Raw genomic sequence first — 18,016 nt, forward strand, 5'->3', positions numbered from 1 at the left:
AAGGAATGGTATGACTAATGACGCGCTGCTCTCTGCGCTTTCTCACCTTATTTCCGAAGGTCGCAACCCTGACACAATGGATATTGACCTACTATCAGCACAAGAAATTGTAGAACGGCTCAATCAACAAGATAAACACGTTCCGCTGGCCGTCGAAAAAGTCCTTCCGGAGATCGCCTTAGCCGTGGATCGAATTACCTATGCATTCAAACATGGTGGTCGATTAATCTACATTGGCGCAGGAACCAGTGGTCGATTAGGCGTTCTTGATGCATCAGAGTGCCCTCCAACATTTGGGGTTAGCGATCAGATGGTGATTGGTTTGATTGCCGGTGGGAAAGAGGCCATGTTCAGTGCTAAAGAAGGGGCGGAAGATTGCGCAGAACTCGGCATTCAAGATCTCAAAAGTATTCATTTTACGGATCAAGATGTGGTTGTTGGCATTGCCGCTAGTGGGCGAACACCTTATGTCATCGGTGCCTTGGAGTATGCTAATGATTTGGGCGCGACAACCATTGCCCTATCATGTAACCCGGATTCCCCGATTGCAGAATTGGCGCAAATAGCCATTAGCCCTGTCGTTGGGCCAGAAGCTCTGACCGGTTCAACGCGCTTAAAATCCGGTACAGCGCAGAAGCTGGTACTCAACATGCTCACCACCGCTAGCATGATCCGTCTTGGTAAGAGTTACCAAAATTTAATGGTCGATGTTAAGGCCACTAACCGAAAACTCATCGCCAGAGCGGTGCGAATTGTGATGCAAGCAACCGACTGTGAACGCGCTGAGGCTGAATACTTATTAGCCCAAAGCAACAACAATGTAAAAGTAGCGATATTGATGCACTTGACGGGGTTAAGTTATGCAGAAGCTATGGATAAATTGACTGAGTCTGATGGTTTTCTTCGCCGGGCAATGGAAAGTGAACACGAGAGCCACTAGTGGCTCTGGCTCTGTTTGATCAACGAGACGACTATTTCACCTTCCGTAGGTAAAAACTCCTGAATAGAATGGTGCATCTGGATACGGCCTTTGACGTTCACCATAAACAGTGGCAAAACAAAATGTTCTTTGTTCTGCTGGAGATAATCTTGGTAGGTGAAACTTTCGCTCAGTTTTGTGTGCTTAATTTCTGCACCTTGGTTGATCAAACTGGCTAATTTTTTATAACTCACTTCACCATTAAAAAGTGATAAACCGTGATATTCCTGAGCCACTTTGTGTTTATCGCTACTATTGTCATTGGCATGATCGTTCAAACAAAATACGCGTTTTTCACCGAAATCACTGAGAAAATGCATGCAAGCCATAATATTGAAATGCTTATCAGGGCTAAGTGCAACCACATGACCAATACCAATCAAATCTAAATATTCATCGGCGTGGCTTGATATCGGATTACCATAATAATTGGCTAGCCCCGCCATTCGCGCCTGACTAATGTAGTCCCAGTTAGAATCGGTGAGCACAACGCGACAATCATATTTCGCAAACGCCTTTCCAAGCGCTCGAGCGACGTCATTCGCACCAATAATCAAAAAACCACGCGGAGCAGGTTCTGCCACCTTCAATGCCATTGCAATAGGACGCGCCGTCGCACTTTGTAAAATCACCGTTCCAATAATGACCATAAACGTTAAAGGCACTAATAGTGTCGCTCCCTCTACACCTGCCGCTGTCAGTTTGATAGCAAATAGAGAAGAAATAGAAGCAGCCACAATACCGCGAGGCGCCACCCAAGCCAAAAAAGTTTTCTCTTTGAAAGATAATGAGCTGCGCACGGTTGCAATAAAAATGGACATCGGACGGGAAACTAACTGCATTACCACCAACAACAGCAATGCACTCCACCCTAATGCTTGGAAATCAGCCAGCTCGATGCGTGCAGCCAAAAGGATAAAGAGGCCAGTGATTAGCAAAATAGTCAGGTTTTCTTTGAAATGAAGAATATGCTGAATATTGACGTTTTTAGCATTTGCCAGCCACATCCCCATCACCGTCACCGTCAGTAAGCCAGACTCTGACTCGATGGCGTTAGAAGCGGAAAAGACGCCAAGTACCACAGCCAATACAGCAAAAGGCTGTAAATATTCAGGCAACATGCCTCGCCTCAATATGACAGCGACGGCTTGGCCAGCGGCCGCTCCTATACTTAAACCAACACCAATAATTAAAGAGAAAACGTATAAGCTATGCGCTTCACTGCTAGAGATAATAAACTCATACACCATCACCACAAACAGTGCACCCAACGGGTCGATGAGTATTCCTTCCCAGCGCAATATATTGGAAAGTCGAGCATTTGGCCGCACGGTACGTAGCAGCGGTACTATGACGGTCGGCCCGGTAACTACGGTCAAACTGCCAAACAGCAGCGCAAGTGACCAATCAAAGTCCAATAAATAATACGACGCAACGCTGGTTATTCCCCATGAAACTAGGGCTCCAAGCGACACAATGCTCCACACAGTGTGGTTGACGCCGCGAATATCTTTGAAGTTGAGTGTGAGGCTACCCTCAAACAAAATCACCGCAACCGCAAGAGAAATCAAAGGGAATAATAATTCTCCCAATAGCTGCTGAGGTTCTAACCACCCAGTCAACGGACCAACGACAATGCCCGCAATTAATAAAAATAAAATAGCAGGAAGACGCAACTTCCATGCTAACCACTGGCACGTCAAACCAAGAACGCCAATGGCTGCAATAGCTAAAGCAATAAACTCTTCATGCATATATTTTCTCTAATAGCGATATCTTAAATGGATAACCCATCAATAGGTGGGTTAATTAGTGAACTCATTCCAACCCCGTTGCCATTCCATGCGAAAGCGCTGTGCTTGCTCGGTTCCTTCGCACGCACCTTCATAATATAGTCCTGACAATCCAATTTGATAGGCGAAATTGGGGTTACAATACTCGCTTAGCCCTTTAACGTATCCCGCTTCGTAATCGGCTTGTTGCACCGAACCGAGCTCAGAAAGCTTTTTATAGCTGCGCTGAGTATGACCAGTGACTCCATCTTGATAACCAATTTGTTGCCAATCTCTGTTTTGTGCTAATTCAGCATCAGAGGCCGCACACCCAACCATCAACACAGCAGCGCACAATACACTTAATTTTTTCATTGTTGTCCTTAAGTTCTTATTTTCATTCAATTAGCCTAGCAGATTGCTTGTAAGATGCCACTCATTGCCTCCCAGCAGCAAAGCATTATTGATCCAGATGATGAGACGAGCCCTAAACCACTTATTGTGTGAAATAGCCACTTAACTGGCTATAGTGCCGCTCACTGGAAAAGCAGATGTTTCTCGTCACAGAGCCCTTTATTATCCACAGTGAGCTTAATTCATTCATAAAGGACAATTGCTATGATGTGGTTTCTTACCTGTGTCGCAGCCCTACTGGCCGGATACTTTATCTACGGCGCTTTTGTAGAAAAAGTATTTGGTATTGACGAGAACCGTAAAACACCGGCCCACACCATGAGTGATGGCGTGGACTATGTTCCTATGTCGACCAAAAAAGTCTACTTGGTACAATTGCTTAATATTGCTGGCGTAGGCCCAATTTTCGGCCCAATCATGGGCGCACTCTATGGTCCTGCAGCAATGTTGTGGATTGTCGTCGGCTGTATTTTTGCAGGTGCGGTGCATGACTACTTTTCAGGCATGTTGTCGGTACGCAATGGCGGCGCTTCAGTGCCCACCATTACTGGCCGTTACCTAGGCAATGGCGCCAAACATTTTATGAACATTTTTGCCATTGTACTGCTACTGCTTGTGGGGGTTGTTTTCGTTTCTGCGCCTGCGGGGATGATCACCAATCTGATTAACGAGCAAACGAGTCTAACGGTGAGCATGACCTCAATGGTGGTGATCATTTTCGCTTACTACATTCTCGCCACCATCGTTCCTGTCGATAAAATCATCGGCCGTTTCTACCCACTGTTCGGCGCATTGTTGATCTTTATGTCGGTTGGCTTAATGACCGCGATTGCACTTTCCAGTGAACACACTGTGATGGGCGGTTTTGAAATGAGCGACATGTTCAGCAACATGAACCCGAACGACCTACCACTTTGGCCAGCGCTCTTTATCACGATTGCTTGCGGTGCTATCTCTGGTTTCCATGCAACTCAGTCGCCATTGATGGCTCGCTGTATGGAAAACGAAAAAAATGGCCGCTTCGTGTTTTACGGTGCCATGATTGGTGAAGGCATTATCGCACTTATCTGGTGTGCGATTGCACTCTCTTTCTTTGGCTCATTGGAAGGATTATCAGAAGCGGTGAAAAACGGCGGCCCGGGTAACGTTGTGTACAGCGCATCCTTTGGCTTATTAGGTGTGTTTGGCGGCATCATCGCCTTCTTGGGTGTGGTTATCCTACCGATCACCTCAGGCGACACTGCATTTCGCTCTAGTCGTTTGATCTTAGCTGAATATTTCAATATGGAACAAAAAACGCTGCGTAATCGCTTGTTCATGGCACTGCCGCTGTTTGTTTTGGGTGCCATTCTCACTCAAGTGGATTTCGGTATTATTTGGCGCTACTTCGGTTTTGCCAACCAAACCACAGCAGTAATGATGCTTTGGACCGCTTCCGCCTATTTACTACGCCACAACAAACTGCATTGGATTGCGACTATCCCCGCGATGTTTATGACCACAGTTTGTGCCACCTTCATTCTTAATAACAGTGCATTAGGCTTTGGCTTACCGATGCAAGCATCAACCATTGCCGGTATTTTGTTCTCACTGTCCGTAACCATATATGTAATTAGAATCTCCAAAGGTAAAGGCGACATCGAACTTACCGATGAAGAAAAACCGAAAGCAGTCACAGAAACTGCATAGTGTGAATGACGCTTCGCTTGCGTTATAGAAAAGGGCTTCCATTTGGAAGCCCTTCTTCTTTTATTGGTACGTCTAATTCAAATGCTTTTTATTGACTAGTCGATTTGCTTGATTTGCAGCTCTTTGGGCACTTCAAAAAACATGTTCTCTTCTCGTCCAAGCACTTCTTCAACCGATTGAGCACCAAGCTCTTTAATTCGATCTAGGATCTGATTCACTAATGCTTCGGGTGCCGATGCGCCGGCCGTGACGCCAACGGTTTTCTTACCATCGAACCACGTTGGATCAATATCTTCAGGGCAATCAATCAAGTAACCCGGCGTTCCGAGCTTTTCCGCCAATTCTTTTAAACGCGTAGAGTTGGATGAGTTTTTCGAGCCCACCACCACCACCAAATCAACATCCAATGCAAGTTGACGCACTGCATCTTGGCGGTTTTGTGTCGCGTAACAGATATCATCTTTACGTGGCCCCTGAATATCCGGAAACACTTCACGCAATTTATCAATCACATCGGCTGTTTCATCCACCGACAAGGTGGTTTGGCTAACATAATGTAAATTAGTCGGATCTTTAACGATAGCTTTTAGTGATTCAACATCTTCCGGTTTTTCAACCAAGTACATGCCGCCTTTTTTACTGGCGTATTGGCCCATGGTTCCTTCCACTTCAGGATGACCTGCATGGCCAATCAGCACTACTTCCATACTGCGGCGACTGGCTCGAGCCACTTCCATATGCACTTTAGTCACCAAGGGGCAAGTGGCATCAAACACGGTTAATGCACGCGCTTTCGCTTCAAGTCTCACTGCTTGCGAAACGCCATGAGCAGAAAAGATCACAATATTGTCATCAGGTACTTCGTGTAAGTCCTCAACAAAAATGGCCCCGCGCTGCTTCAGCCCTTCCACCACAAAGCGGTTATGCACCACTTCATGTCGTACATAAATCGGAGGCTGATACAGCTCAAGTGCGCGTTCAACAATGCTGATCGCACGATCAACACCGGCGCAAAAACCACGAGGGTTGGCTAACAATATTTTCATTTCATTGCTCATTGAATAGGGTTATCGCAAGTTGCCAATTATTCTACAGACAAAATTTCAACATCAAAAATGACATCTTGTCCTGCAAGTGGGTGGTTAAAATCAACCGTTACCGAATCGCCCGCAATAGCGGTGATAATACCAGGAATTTCTAAGCCATCGCGGCCACTAAACGCCATAATCGTGCCAACTTCCACCTCAGTATTACCGGCAAATTTGGCGCGATCCATATGGTGGATGTTATCGGGGTTAGACAAACCAAACGCGTCTTCGGCTTTTAACTCAATGGTTTTGGATTCTCCGGCACTCAGACCGATTAAGCACAACTCAAAATTGTCGCTTAGACTGCCATCACCAATAACCAATTTCGCTGGTTTGCCCATATTATGAGTGCTATCCGCAATAGAGCCATCTTTTAATTTAATGGTGAAGTGTAGGGTTACCGCACTATTTGCTTTTATCGTCGTCACGTGATTTCTCTTTATTTATTTTTAGTGTGGAGACAAGGCATCCATAACGACATAAAAATGCCCGTTTTTAGTACGCCTATCGCCACCATATTTTTAGAGATGAAGAGTAAACAAAAAGCGCCACCTGAATCAACAGACAGCGCTTAGGGTTATTCAACTATTTTAGCCATTATGAGTGCGCATCGTCTTTTTTACGAAAGCCATCAAGGATAATCATTGCTGCACCAAGGCAAATGGCACTGTCAGCCAAGTTAAATGCTGGCCAGTGATAATTACCCCAGTAGAAATCAAGATAATCAACCACAAAACCGTGTACGATACGATCAAACACGTTGCCGATTGCGCCACCAATAATCATGGCATAAGCGATATTATGCCACTTCTCTTGCGCAGGCAGCTTACTCATCCAGTAAGTGAGGAGCCCCGTCACCGCAAAGGCAATAGCGGTAAACAACCAACGTTGCCAACCCGCTTGATCGCCTAAAAAGCTAAATGCCGCACCATAGTTATGTACATAAAGTAGGTTAAAAAAAGGCATTACTTCGATGCGATTTGCCCAACCATACCCCATGTTATCCATGACCATCAGCTTTATGCCGACATCAAAGGTAAAGACCAGAAGCGCTAGCCATAGCCAGCGAACTCCTGATTGTTTCCAAGTAAGCGTCTGCTCTGCCATATTGAATCCCAATATTATTAAGCGAACTTACGAACTTCGCCTTCACCATCCACGTTCGACACACAACGGCCACAAATAGTTTCATGACCAGTGATAGTGCCTACGTCAGGAGTATGATGCCAACAACGATCGCACTTCTCTGCTTCGGTTGCGCTCACCAACACAAACAAACCTGCAGTTTCCGTTGCTTGTGCCGCATCGTTTTTCTCAGCCAGAGGCTTCACTATCGCTTTTGATGTCAGCAGTACAAAACGCAGTTCATCTTCAAGCTTGTTTAACTGAGCCACTAAAGCATCATCAGCAAACAGCACCACTTCAGCTTGTAATGAGCCACCAATGATTTTTTCACTACGAGCAGTTTCAAGCAACTTGTTCACCGAGCTACGAACTTTTTGCATCTCTGCCCAAAATTCATTGTTCAACTCTTCGCCTTCAGTTAACCCAAACAGACCTTCAAACCACTCACCCGTGAAGACAAATTTTTCACGCGGCTCGCCATTAGCTTGCATCGCTGGCATTTCGTTCCAAATTTCATCAGCCGTAAATGACATGATCGGTGCCATCCAACGAACCAAAGCCTCAACGATGTAATACAGCGCCGTTTGACAGCTACGCTGTGCATGTGCACCTTGTTTAGCGGTGTATTGGCGATCTTTAATCACATCAAGGTAGAACGAACCCATTTCAATTGAGCAGAAGTGCATCAAACGTTGGATCACGCCATGCGTATTATACTCTTCATATGCTTTGACAATTTCTTGTTGCGCCGCAAAGGCACGGCCTACGGCCCAGCGATCCAGCGACACCATCTCATCAGCTGCAACCATATCCGTTGCTGGGTTAAACCCATTGAGGTTGGCTAAGAAGAAACGTGCTGTATTACGGATACGGCGATAAGCATCCGCCGAACGTTTTAGAATTTCGTCAGAAACCGCCACTTCACCAGTGTAATCAGTCGATGCAACCCATAGACGCAGGATGTCTGCACCCAGTTTATTGGTGACATCTTTTGGCGCAACCACGTTGCCGATTGATTTTGACATCTTGCGGCCATGACCATCGACCACAAAGCCATGCGTCAATACTTGTTTGTAAGGCGCAGCACCTTTCATTGCTACCGATGAAATCAATGAAGATTGGAACCAACCACGATGCTGATCTGAACCTTCAAGGTACAGATCTGCACCGTGGCCATTGAACTCTTCACGCTTATCAACAACGGCGTAGTGAGTTACACCAGAGTCGAACCACACATCCAGTGTATCGAGTACTTTTTCGTAATGCTTGGCATCTTCCTCGCCCAAGATCTCAGCAGTGTCGACATCCCACCACGCTTGAATCCCTTTTTGTTCTACCAATTGCGCCACTGTTTCAATCAGCGCAGGGCTATTAGGATGAAGTTCTGCCGTCTCTTTATGCACAAATAGCGCAATCGGTACACCCCAAGTACGCTGACGAGAAATACACCATTCAGGACGACCTTCAATCATTGCTTCGATGCGGCTTTGACCCCATTCCGGCATCCATTGTACGCCTTTGATCGATTCTAGAGCTTGGGCGCGCAGACCGGCTTGTTCCATAGAGACAAACCATTGTGGTGTTGCACGGAAAATGATTGGGGTTTTATGACGCCAGCAATGAGGATAACTATGCTCGTAGGCATGGTGGTGCAACAAAGCACCTTTTTCTTTCAGTACTTCAAGTACAGAGTCATTCGCTTTAAACACATGTTGACCAGCAAATAGCTCGGTGTCTGCTAGATATACGCCGTTTGAACCGACAGGGTTGGCTACTTCAAGGCCGTATTGCTGACCGACCACGAAGTCTTCTTGACCATGACCAGGTGCAGTATGAACGACACCAGTACCCGATTCAGTAGTTACGTGCTCACCCAAAATCGCAGGCACAGTAAATGCGTAAAATGGATGATTAAAAGGCATTAGTTCAAGGTCTGCACCTTGGCAAAAACCAAGGTTGTGGTAATGACTGATACCAGCACGATCCATGACACTTTTTGCAAGTTCTGACGCAACGATAATGCGTTCAGCAGGGCGTTCACCGTCTGCTTCAATTTGCAGCAAAACATATTCAAGATCATCACGTAAGCAGACTGCGCGGTTAGCTGGCAAGGTCCAAGGTGTGGTTGTCCAAATTACAATCGACACTTGACCGTGGCCGGCGTGATCAGCCGCGAGCGTGAACTTTTCAAGCAGCGCCGCTTCATCGGCTGCTTTGAATCGTACGTCAATCGAAGGTGACACTTTATCTTTGTATTCAACTTCCGCTTCAGCCAGTGCTGAACCACAATCAGTACACCAGTGAACGGGTTTGAAACCTTTCAGCAGGTGGCCTTTATCGGCAATTTTACCCAATGCGCGAATAATGTTCGCTTCGGTGGCGAAATCCATGGTGCGATAAGGTTTATCCCACTCACCCATGATGCCCAAACGCTTAAAGCTCTCTTTCTGGCCTTCCACTTGACCTGCTGCATATTCACGGCATTTTTCACGAAACTCAGCCGCGGTCACTTTCTGGCCCGGTTTGCCGACTTTTTTCTCTACCATCAATTCGATAGGTAGGCCGTGACAGTCCCAACCTGGGATGTAAGGCGCGTCAAAACCAGATAAGGTTTTCGATTTGATAATAATGTCTTTAAGAATCTTATTCAGTGCGTGACCAATATGAATATCACCGTTGGCATAAGGAGGGCCATCGTGCAATACGAAAGATTTTTTGCCTTTTTTGGCTTTACGGATTTCGCCGTAAAGATCTTCTTGATACCAACGCTTTAACATTTCTGGCTCACGTTTAGCCAGATCGCCACGCATTGGAAACCCTGTTTCAGGTAGGTTCAGGGTATCTTTATAATCACTCATCGATTCTTAATTCCGTTATATTGGGCGACGTTAGACATGATATTAATCGGTGGAATAATCCGACTAATTCTTTAGCTGATGCAACCACACCCTTGCCGCATCAGCATCCAATTCAATTTGTTGCTTTAACGCTCCAAAAGATTCAAATTTCTTTTCATCTCGAAGCTTATGTAAAAGTGCCACTTCTAGCTGTTTGCCATATAAATTGGCATGAAAGTCAAACAAGTGTACTTCAAGTTGTTGGCGAACCCCGTTGACTGTTGGCCTATTACCAATATTGGCAATTCCTCCGATAGGCGAGTTATCAAGGCCATAGACATTGACGACGTAAACACCAGAGACCGGTGAAACACAGCGCTTAAGCGGAATGTTCGCTGTAGGAAAACCAATGGTTCGCCCTAACTTTTGACCATGCGACACTCGACCACTGATACCGTAATCACGACCGAGCATCTGCTTAGCTAACACTAAGTCATCGCTTGCTAAAGCGTTACGAATAGCAGTACTACTCACTCTTTGTTGTTGCAAGCAAAAACTGTGGGTACTTACCACCTCAAAACCAAACTGTTGTCCAGCTTGCTGCAGCATACTGAAATTACCTTGGCGATTTTTACCAAAACAAAAATCATCACCAATCACCAGAAACTTAACACCCAACTGAGCGACCAACAAGTCACGAATAAAAGCTTCTGCCGTTAAATTAGCAAAGTGCTGGTTAAAATTCACACATAACAATCTGTCAACCGACTGCTTGTTCAATTGCACAAATTTATCACGTAATCGAGTTAATCGAGCTGGTGCATTGTGCTTGGCAAATAATTCTAATGGCTGCGGTTCAAACGTCATAACCACCGAAGGTAAACCCAATAATTGCGCTTTCTTGGATACTTGCTTCAAAACTTGCTGATGCCCTAAATGAACACCATCAAAGTTTCCGATGGTTAATACACAGCCATGATGCTGTGGCTTGATATTGTGAATGCCGCGAATCAATTCCATTAGAAAATGCTTAAAACCTATAGTTCTCAATTAGCAAGGTGCGAAACCGACGGATTATATACTAATCACCATTAATCTGTCGCCGCTTTTAAGTCTTTTAAACGCACGCCAAGCACGGCTAGGCAAAGCAAATAACTGACCGCACCGATACTGATCAGCATCACCAATGATGTAGCCCTCTGTGTCAGACTCCACTCTAGCCACGTTGACATTTCTTCCAATTGCCAAACAATGACCACAACCATCGCACTGCTGGCCACCATTAAGCGAATAATAAAACCAATAGTTTTACGGGTGATCTGATACACCCCTTGCACATGTAACCCTCGGTAAAGCAGTGCCATGTTGATAAAAGCAGATAATGACGTAGCTAACGCCAAACCAACATAACTTAAATGCCACGCTAAAAGTGCATTGAAGACCATATTAGAGATCATGGCGATAATGCCATAACGAACTGGCGTTTTGGTGTCTTGCCGAGAGTAGTACCCTGGTGCGAGCACTTTGATCAGCATAAAACTGATCAAGCCCAAACCAAATGCATAGAGTGACAACGCCGTTTGATTGACATCATTCGGGGTAAACTCACCTCGCATAAATAGCACCATAAGCATCGGTTTTGCCAACACAATCAGGCCTAACATCGCAGGAAAACCGAGCAGACAAACCATACGAATACCCCAATCCATGGTTTGCGAAAATCCTTCGCTGTGGGCATCGACATGTTTACGGGATAATGCGGGCAAAATAACGGTAGCAATCGCAATACCAAATAAGCCTAACGGAAATTCTAGCAAACGGTCTGAATAGTAAAGCCAGCTAATGGAGCCCGTTTGTAAGAAGCTGGCGATGAAGGTGTCCAGCAATAAGTTAATTTGACTGACCGATACCCCAAAAAGAGCGGGCAACATCAAGGTGCGAATTTTCACAACCCCCGGTTCATTCCAACCCCATTGAGGCCAAACCAATAAACCTGCTTTGAGCAAAAATGGAATTTGAAATAGAAACTGGACCAATCCCCCAAGAAGGACGCCAATCGCCAAGCCAATTTCCGGTTGCTGTAAGTGCGGCGACAAAAACCAAGCGCAACCGATGATCATCACATTCAAAAATACAGGGGTAAAAGAAGAGACGGCAAACTTGCCCAGGGTATTGAGAATCGCTCCTGATAAAGCAACAAAAGTGATGAACCATAAGTAAGGAAAAGTGATTTTTAATAATAAACTCGCAAGCTCAAACTTATGCGCATCAGGACCATCATTAAGCCAATCTAAAAACCAACCAGCCCCAAACAGTGCCGTGACCGCACCAGAGCATAAGATCCCCACAACAGTCACCAAAGTGACAATAACCCCCAATGTGCCAGATGCTTTAGCGATCAGCTCGCGTGTTTTATTGATATCTCCGGATGAATGGTATTCGGTCAGTACTGGAACAAACGCTTGAGAAAAAGCCCCTTCGGCAAATAGCCGACGTAAAAAGTTAGGAATTTTATTAGCAAAGAAAAAAACATCGGCACTCGCACCTGCCCCCATCAAATTCGCAACAACTACGTCACGAACTAGGCCCAACACACGAGAAATCAACGTCATAGCACTGACAATCAAGCCAGATTTGAGTAGGCGTTTGCTCACTATTACCTCGAAAAACAAGCCAAAACGTCATTATCCACAGCAACACATAAGGAATGTCAGTGCGAGATCAGATAAGTATTAGCATTGGAAAAAAAATACTGTTAGAATCCCCGCATCTTAACCGCGATGACCTTCCTATACCAAAATTTGTTTGGCCTAGAACGGTTTTTGCACAAATCATTTGACAATTGAGAGCAAATAAGGGATATTCCCCGCCCTTAAATTGTCACCGAACTAAGTTTTTGGGAGTTAGACCCTTGGCAAATAGTAAATCTGCTAAGAAGCGCGCTATCCAAGCTGAGAAACGTCGTCAGCATAATGCTAGCCGTCGTTCTATGATGCGCACTTACATGAAGAAAACCATCGCAGCTATCGCAGCTGGCGATAAAGAAGCTGCAACTGCTGCATTTGCTGCAGTTACACCAATCCTTGACCGTATGTCGACTAAAGGTCTTGTTCACAAGAACAAAGCTGCTCGCCATAAGTCTCGTTTCGCTGCAGCAATCAAAGCTCTATAATTTAGACTTGGTTCCACGCGAAAATAAAAACCGGCTAAGGCCGGTTTTTTTATATCTGCAATGTCAAGTAAAGTATTTACTCTAATTTTAATATAAAAAAATCCGAACTATGTTACTGAAACATAATTTCGGATTGTGTATTTTTCAAAACACTAGCGGCAGTATAAACCGTGTAACAACTCAATCATCGCCTTGATCTCATGGCTGCTGAGTGTGTAGTAAACCGTCTGAGCTTCTTTTCTTGTATCCACTAACCCATCTCTTCTTAACCAAGCAAGATGCTGCGAAAGTGCCGATTGACTCAATTCTAATTTCCCACATAGCTCACCAACCGACAGTTCTTGATTGTGTAATAAACACAATATTTGTAGGCGTCTTTCGTTAGCCATAGCCTTTAACAACACCACTGCTTTAGCGGAATTTTTTTCCATTTCTTGTAGGTTCATGAATAAGCTCCCTTGGAACAACTTCTTACATCAAACGCATCACAAGTTTGCATCTTCCTTAACCCAACAGGTTATGAGTTTATAAGTAAGGTTAGTACCTTTTTCTACGTAGTTTAATTGTTATACCGTTTATGACGGCAACCATTCAATAGAGCGTCAATAACGGCATCAGAAGGCGTATAACCAGTTTAGATTAGTATTACTTGGCAAGCGATAATTAATAATATTGCTAGATAATGAGATAGTAATCTATTTATCGTTAGTAGTGAAAGCATCATACAAACAAATTATTAAAATCTGCATCGCAAACATTTTTCACTGCTGGGTGTTGGATCATCCTCTCAGCAAAAATGACGTAGTACTCTTCTTTTAAATCATCAATCTGACCGATGAGTTGCAAAGGAAGATCATCACCAACTTCAGTCACATAGATTGAGGGCGCTAAAAAAATTGCATCATGATGATAACGCGCAAAAGCTTTCATCAATGCCGCATCATCAAACTCCCCCAGAATATTCGGCTTCAGGCCTTGACGGTCAAACCATTGCAATAGATTACGCCCCATCGCGGTTCGGCTTCCCGGTATCAACAACTTTCTCTGCTCTAAAATGGCAGGAAAAGAGACATTTTCAACCTTGCCTGAACAAAAAAAACTCATGTGACTCTCACCCAGTTTTTTGCTGAACAGGCCCGGGCTTTGGCTGGAATCGACGGGATAATCAGAGAGAATCATATCCAATTTGTGTTGTGAAAGTTGCTCTAACAACATTTCATGGGTCGATTCAAAACAACGCAAGTGGATACTGCTATCGGCCGGGACCGTCGTCATCAGTATTTTACTGACAAGCCGTTTAGAGAGGGCATCCGCCACTCCTACATCAAACAGCAGATTAGAGCGCTGACTATAATTGACAATATCGAGCATCTCATAACTTAAGCCGAACATCCGGTCAGCATATTTAAAAACCAGTTGCCCAAGTTCTGTCGGTTCAATGCTACGACCATTACGCTTAGTAAGCTTACCATCCATGCGCTCTTCAAAAGCCTTAATTTGCCCAGTGACGGTTTGCGGAGTCAAGAAGAGTGCTTCTGCAGCTTTAGTGACCGATCCCTGCTTGCATACCATCCAGAAGTAGTAAAGATGATTGTAGTTGAGGTGAAACATGATAAGGACACTCAATTTTATCTGGTCGTTGTTTATAACAAACCCAAGCCAAATGAGCAATTAACTCGGAAAAACCGAACTTAAGAACGTTAGCTAATCTTAATACCGAGCAGTTAGAGTTCAAAAATGACAACTTCGTCATAAAATATCTAAAACTAGCGTCCTTCGCTCTCCTCCTCCACGTTGTTAACGTCGCATAACATCATGAAAATTCAATAAATAAAGAATTAAAAGTCACCGTGAAACTTGTTTTTATCAGAGTTATCAATGAGAAACCCACTGTCATATAAATGAAATAATTATTCTCTACTATCTCGCTCAGATTCAACAACAGACCGAACAACACTCAAAAGGTCAATGGAGAAAAGAAAATGAACCAAGCGACAACTACTGCTGCACCCATTGCGAGTACCACTCGCTGGCTGCGTTGGGCGAACTTGGCATTCATGCTCTACCTACTGCTACTTGCAGTGGCGATGGTAGGTAGTGGATTTAAATGGGCGACAGGTGATCAAGCTAAGGTACTGTTTGAGTTTGCCTCACACCCAATAGCGGGGTTGATGATAGGGTTAGTCGCCACAGCATTGATTCAATCTTCAAGCACCGTAACCTCTATCATTGTCGGTCTTGTGGCTGGCGGATTACCTGTTGAAATGGCGATCCCAATGGTTATGGGTGCCAATATTGGCACCACAGTAACCAACACGCTTGTTAGCCTTGGACACGTTCGTTGCCAAGTCGAATTTAAACGCGCTTTTGCAAGTGCAACAATTCACGACTTCTTTAATCTTTTGGCGGTACTGATTTTCCTACCGTTAGAGATGATGTTTGGTATTTTAGAGAAAATTTCTCATTGGCTTGTGTCACCTTTGCTCTCTACTGGTGATATGAGCATGAAAGGACTCGATTTTATCAAACCTATCACGAGCCCAATTATCACGGCACTAAAAGGCCAGCTGATCACTTTTGGTGAAGTTGTAGGTGGCGTGATGTTGATTGTACTTGGTATTGCGACCATTTTTGTGGCTATCACTGTCATGGGTAAGCTCATGAAGAGTTTGATGGTGGGCCGTGCGAAAGAGATACTCAAAGATGCCATTGGGCGCGGACCGCTGCACGGTATCCTTTCAGGTTCAATCGTCACTGTATTGGTTCAATCTTCTTCAACTACCACCAGTTTAATGGTTCCGCTGGTCGGCACTGGTGTATTGAAAGTACGCGATGTTTACCCATTCACTTTAGGGGCTAATATTGGCACTTGCATTACCGCCCTACTCGCGGCAACGGCCGTTTCTGGTGAGTTTGCGGTATTTGCCTTGCAAATTGCTTTAGTCCACTTAACCTTTAATGTATTAGCCACTGTGTTGATCTATGGGGTTCCATTTTTACGTGAACTGCCAATTAAAGGCGCAGAAATGATTGCTGAGATGGCAACAAAGAATAAAGCGGTCGTTGCGGGTTATTTACTATCGGTCTTTATCATTATGCCTGGCGGTATACTGGCACTAACGGCTTAAGTAACGAACAAACCACACGACAGATCAAAAAAATCCCCGAGCAACGCTTCGGGGATTTTTTACAACTAGAAAACAGTACTTTTTAATAATGCGAGAGAGCAACTAAACCGAAAACGGGTACTGGATGGCATCATGGCATTGGTAGCCTTCAATCCAGAAATCATCCAAGGTAACCCAAGTTTCAAGATCTTCTAGCGTTTTAATTTTCGGGTTAATATGAAACTTCGCCATAGGGAGCGGTTCACGCTTAAGTTGTACATCTTTCATCAACGCCAGTTGGTCTTCATAGATATGCGCATTGACGATCTTATGGTAGGCCACGCCCGCTTTTTTGCCGGTAATTTGCGCCATAATTGCGAGGAACACGTAGACCTGAACCATATTAAAATTCAAGCCAAGCGGGACATCACACGAGCGTTGCGTACTATTGAGATACAAAGTATCGCCCAACAACGAAAAGTGATGACTGTACATGCAGGGGCGCAAGCAGCCCATATGAAACTCACCTGGGTTGTAAAAGTTTAGGATTTCGCCTCTATCATCAACGCCACGTGAAAGATCATCAACAATCTTACGCAGTTGATCAATCTGCCCACCATCCGCCTTGGCCCACGCACGTCCTTGAACTCCATACACGCGGCCCATATCATCTTCACCTTTGCGGTATGGATTGTTAAGCCAAGCTGCATTTAAATTCGCATTCGCATCCCACGTTTTGGTTCCTAAAGCGCGAAAATCGGCTGCATTATCGTAGCCACGAATATAACCAAGTAGCTCAGCAACTGCGGCTTTCCAGAAGCTTTTACGCGTTGTCACTAACGGGAATTGATTCTGACCTACATCATAGGTGAGATCAGCGTTAACCACCGTTAGGCAGCGTTTGGCGGTACGTTCATTTTCGATCCAAACGCCCTCATCAACAATTCGCTGACAAAGTTCAAGATACTGTTTCACAAACTATCCTTAACACTATTGAGTCACTTTATGGTTAACCTTGTACGCCCATACCATCATCAGTGCACCGACAATGATCATCGGTAGCGACAGGATTTGCCCCATGGAGATAAATCCAGCGAACAATCCTAATTGTGCATCAGGTTCACGAACATATTCGACAAGGAAACGGAATGTTCCGTAGCCTATCAAAAATAGCCCTGAGACTGAACCAATTGGCCGATTTTTGCGGATAAACAGGTTCAATATAATAAACAGCACAATCCCTTCGAAGAAAAACTCATAAAGCTGTGATGGATGGCGAGGCAAAGGCCCGCCGTTTGGAAAAATGATCGCCCATGGAACATCGGTTACTCGCCCCCACAATTCACTGTTCATGAAGTTGCCTAGTCGTCCCATGCCTAAACCAAATGGAACCAAAGGAGCCACAAAATCGGCGACACCAAAAAACGTCCGGTTATTTTTCCGTGCATACCAAAACATTGCGCTGATCACGCCAAGTAGACCACCATGGAAAGACATCCCGCCTGTCCACACTTTAAAGAGATAGAGCGGGTCTTGGAGAAACAGATCAAAATTGTAAAACAACACATAACCGACACGACCACCAATGACCACCCCTAAAAATCCAGCAAACAGCAAATCCGAGACTTGTTCACGAGTCCAGCCACTATTTGGTTTGTCCGCTCTGCGATTGGCAAGCCACATCGCAAAAACAAAACCAACTAAATACATTAAGCCGTACCAGCGAATGGATATAGGGCCAATCGCAATCAGCACGGGATCAATATTTGGGAACTGTATAAAACCCTGAGACATAAACGTGTTCTCTTACTAAAAATGAGGTGAAGATAATAA

16 protein-coding genes are annotated in these 18,016 nt (G+C 44.7%); 4 read left to right on the forward strand and 12 right to left on the reverse strand.

Features of this window, described 5'->3' with window-relative positions:
* The first annotated feature begins 10 nt into the window (after positions 1-10).
* A complete protein-coding gene (gene murQ / locus DD616_RS14695; RefSeq protein ID WP_017048824.1) occupies positions 11-940 on the forward strand; it encodes an N-acetylmuramic acid 6-phosphate etherase in 930 nt (309 codons plus the stop codon).
* Here the strand turns inward: murQ and DD616_RS14700 are convergent.
* Both DD616_RS14700 and DD616_RS14705 read right to left on the reverse strand, forming a co-directional pair.
* Positions 937-2,733, reverse strand: a complete 1,797-nt coding sequence (locus tag DD616_RS14700; protein WP_208871858.1) for a cation:proton antiporter — start codon at positions 2,731-2,733, stop codon at positions 937-939. The two genes, murQ and DD616_RS14700, sit on opposite strands and share 4 nt — an antisense overlap.
* 51 nt (positions 2,734-2,784) lie before the next feature.
* Positions 2,785-3,126, reverse strand: coding sequence for a DUF2799 domain-containing protein (locus DD616_RS14705; protein WP_208871859.1), 342 nt, complete (start codon positions 3,124-3,126; stop codon positions 2,785-2,787).
* Positions 3,127-3,369: 243 nt separating this feature from the next.
* Here DD616_RS14705 and DD616_RS14710 point away from each other — a divergent pair, with 243 nt between their 5' ends.
* The gene (locus DD616_RS14710) at positions 3,370-4,854 is read left to right on the forward strand and encodes a carbon starvation CstA family protein (protein ID WP_094149665.1); all 1,485 of its coding nucleotides are present in this window, start codon (positions 3,370-3,372) and stop codon (positions 4,852-4,854) included.
* Between the two features lie 95 nt (positions 4,855-4,949).
* Here DD616_RS14710 and ispH read toward each other — a convergent pair whose 3' ends face one another.
* The 6 genes from ispH to murJ form a co-directional block, all read right to left on the reverse strand.
* Complete coding sequence (ispH, locus tag DD616_RS14715) at positions 4,950-5,912, reverse strand: 4-hydroxy-3-methylbut-2-enyl diphosphate reductase (protein ID WP_013857553.1); 963 nt, start codon at positions 5,910-5,912, stop codon at positions 4,950-4,952.
* 26 nt (positions 5,913-5,938) lie between these two features.
* Positions 5,939-6,370: an FKBP-type peptidyl-prolyl cis-trans isomerase gene (gene fkpB, locus DD616_RS14720; RefSeq protein ID WP_013857554.1), complete on the reverse strand. Its 432-nt coding sequence runs from the start codon at positions 6,368-6,370 to the stop codon at positions 5,939-5,941.
* A gap of 169 nt (positions 6,371-6,539) precedes the next feature.
* Complete coding sequence (gene lspA, locus DD616_RS14725; RefSeq protein ID WP_026029102.1) at positions 6,540-7,049, reverse strand: signal peptidase II; 510 nt, start codon at positions 7,047-7,049, stop codon at positions 6,540-6,542.
* A 17-nt stretch (positions 7,050-7,066) separates the two neighbouring features.
* Complete coding sequence (gene ileS, locus DD616_RS14730; protein WP_208871860.1) at positions 7,067-9,925, reverse strand: isoleucine--tRNA ligase; 2,859 nt, start codon at positions 9,923-9,925, stop codon at positions 7,067-7,069.
* A gap of 63 nt (positions 9,926-9,988) precedes the next feature.
* Positions 9,989-10,924, reverse strand: coding sequence for a bifunctional riboflavin kinase/FAD synthetase (ribF, locus tag DD616_RS14735; protein ID WP_026028079.1), 936 nt, complete (start codon positions 10,922-10,924; stop codon positions 9,989-9,991).
* 71 nt (positions 10,925-10,995) lie between these two features.
* On the reverse strand, positions 10,996-12,558 hold the full coding sequence (murJ, locus tag DD616_RS14740; RefSeq protein WP_026028080.1) for a murein biosynthesis integral membrane protein MurJ: 1,563 nt from the start codon (positions 12,556-12,558) through the stop codon (positions 10,996-10,998).
* Between the two features lie 257 nt (positions 12,559-12,815).
* Between murJ and rpsT the strand changes: the two genes are divergently transcribed.
* Positions 12,816-13,076 carry a 30S ribosomal protein S20 gene (gene rpsT, locus DD616_RS14745; RefSeq protein ID WP_026027444.1) on the forward strand — a complete coding sequence of 87 codons (261 nt, stop codon included), beginning with the start codon at positions 12,816-12,818 and terminating at the stop codon, positions 13,074-13,076.
* Between the two features lie 152 nt (positions 13,077-13,228).
* Here rpsT and DD616_RS14750 read toward each other — a convergent pair whose 3' ends face one another.
* Positions 13,229-13,522 (reverse strand): ArsR/SmtB family transcription factor, encoded by a 294-nt coding sequence (locus tag DD616_RS14750; protein WP_026028082.1) that lies wholly within the window; start codon positions 13,520-13,522, stop codon positions 13,229-13,231.
* Between the two features lie 274 nt (positions 13,523-13,796).
* Entirely contained in the window at positions 13,797-14,687 is an 891-nt protein-coding gene (nhaR, locus tag DD616_RS14755; protein ID WP_026027442.1) for a transcriptional activator NhaR, read from the reverse strand.
* Positions 14,688-15,058: 371 nt separating this feature from the next.
* On the opposite strand from nhaR, the gene DD616_RS14760 reads away from it, so the two are divergent.
* Complete coding sequence (locus DD616_RS14760; RefSeq protein ID WP_017047902.1) at positions 15,059-16,204, forward strand: Na/Pi symporter; 1,146 nt, start codon at positions 15,059-15,061, stop codon at positions 16,202-16,204.
* 102 nt (positions 16,205-16,306) lie between these two features.
* On the opposite strand, the gene DD616_RS14765 is transcribed toward DD616_RS14760, so the two are convergent.
* Together DD616_RS14765 and lgt are read right to left on the reverse strand one after the other, a co-directional pair.
* On the reverse strand, positions 16,307-17,158 hold the full coding sequence (locus DD616_RS14765; protein ID WP_017043268.1) for a thymidylate synthase: 852 nt from the start codon (positions 17,156-17,158) through the stop codon (positions 16,307-16,309).
* Positions 17,159-17,173: 15 nt separating this feature from the next.
* A complete protein-coding gene (gene lgt / locus DD616_RS14770; RefSeq protein WP_208871861.1) occupies positions 17,174-17,977 on the reverse strand; it encodes a prolipoprotein diacylglyceryl transferase in 804 nt (267 codons plus the stop codon).
* Between the last annotated feature and the right edge of the window lie 39 nt (positions 17,978-18,016).

Origin of the sequence: Vibrio anguillarum (genome assembly GCF_003390515.1) — a bacterium.
GTDB lineage: Bacteria > Pseudomonadota > Gammaproteobacteria > Enterobacterales > Vibrionaceae > Vibrio > Vibrio anguillarum.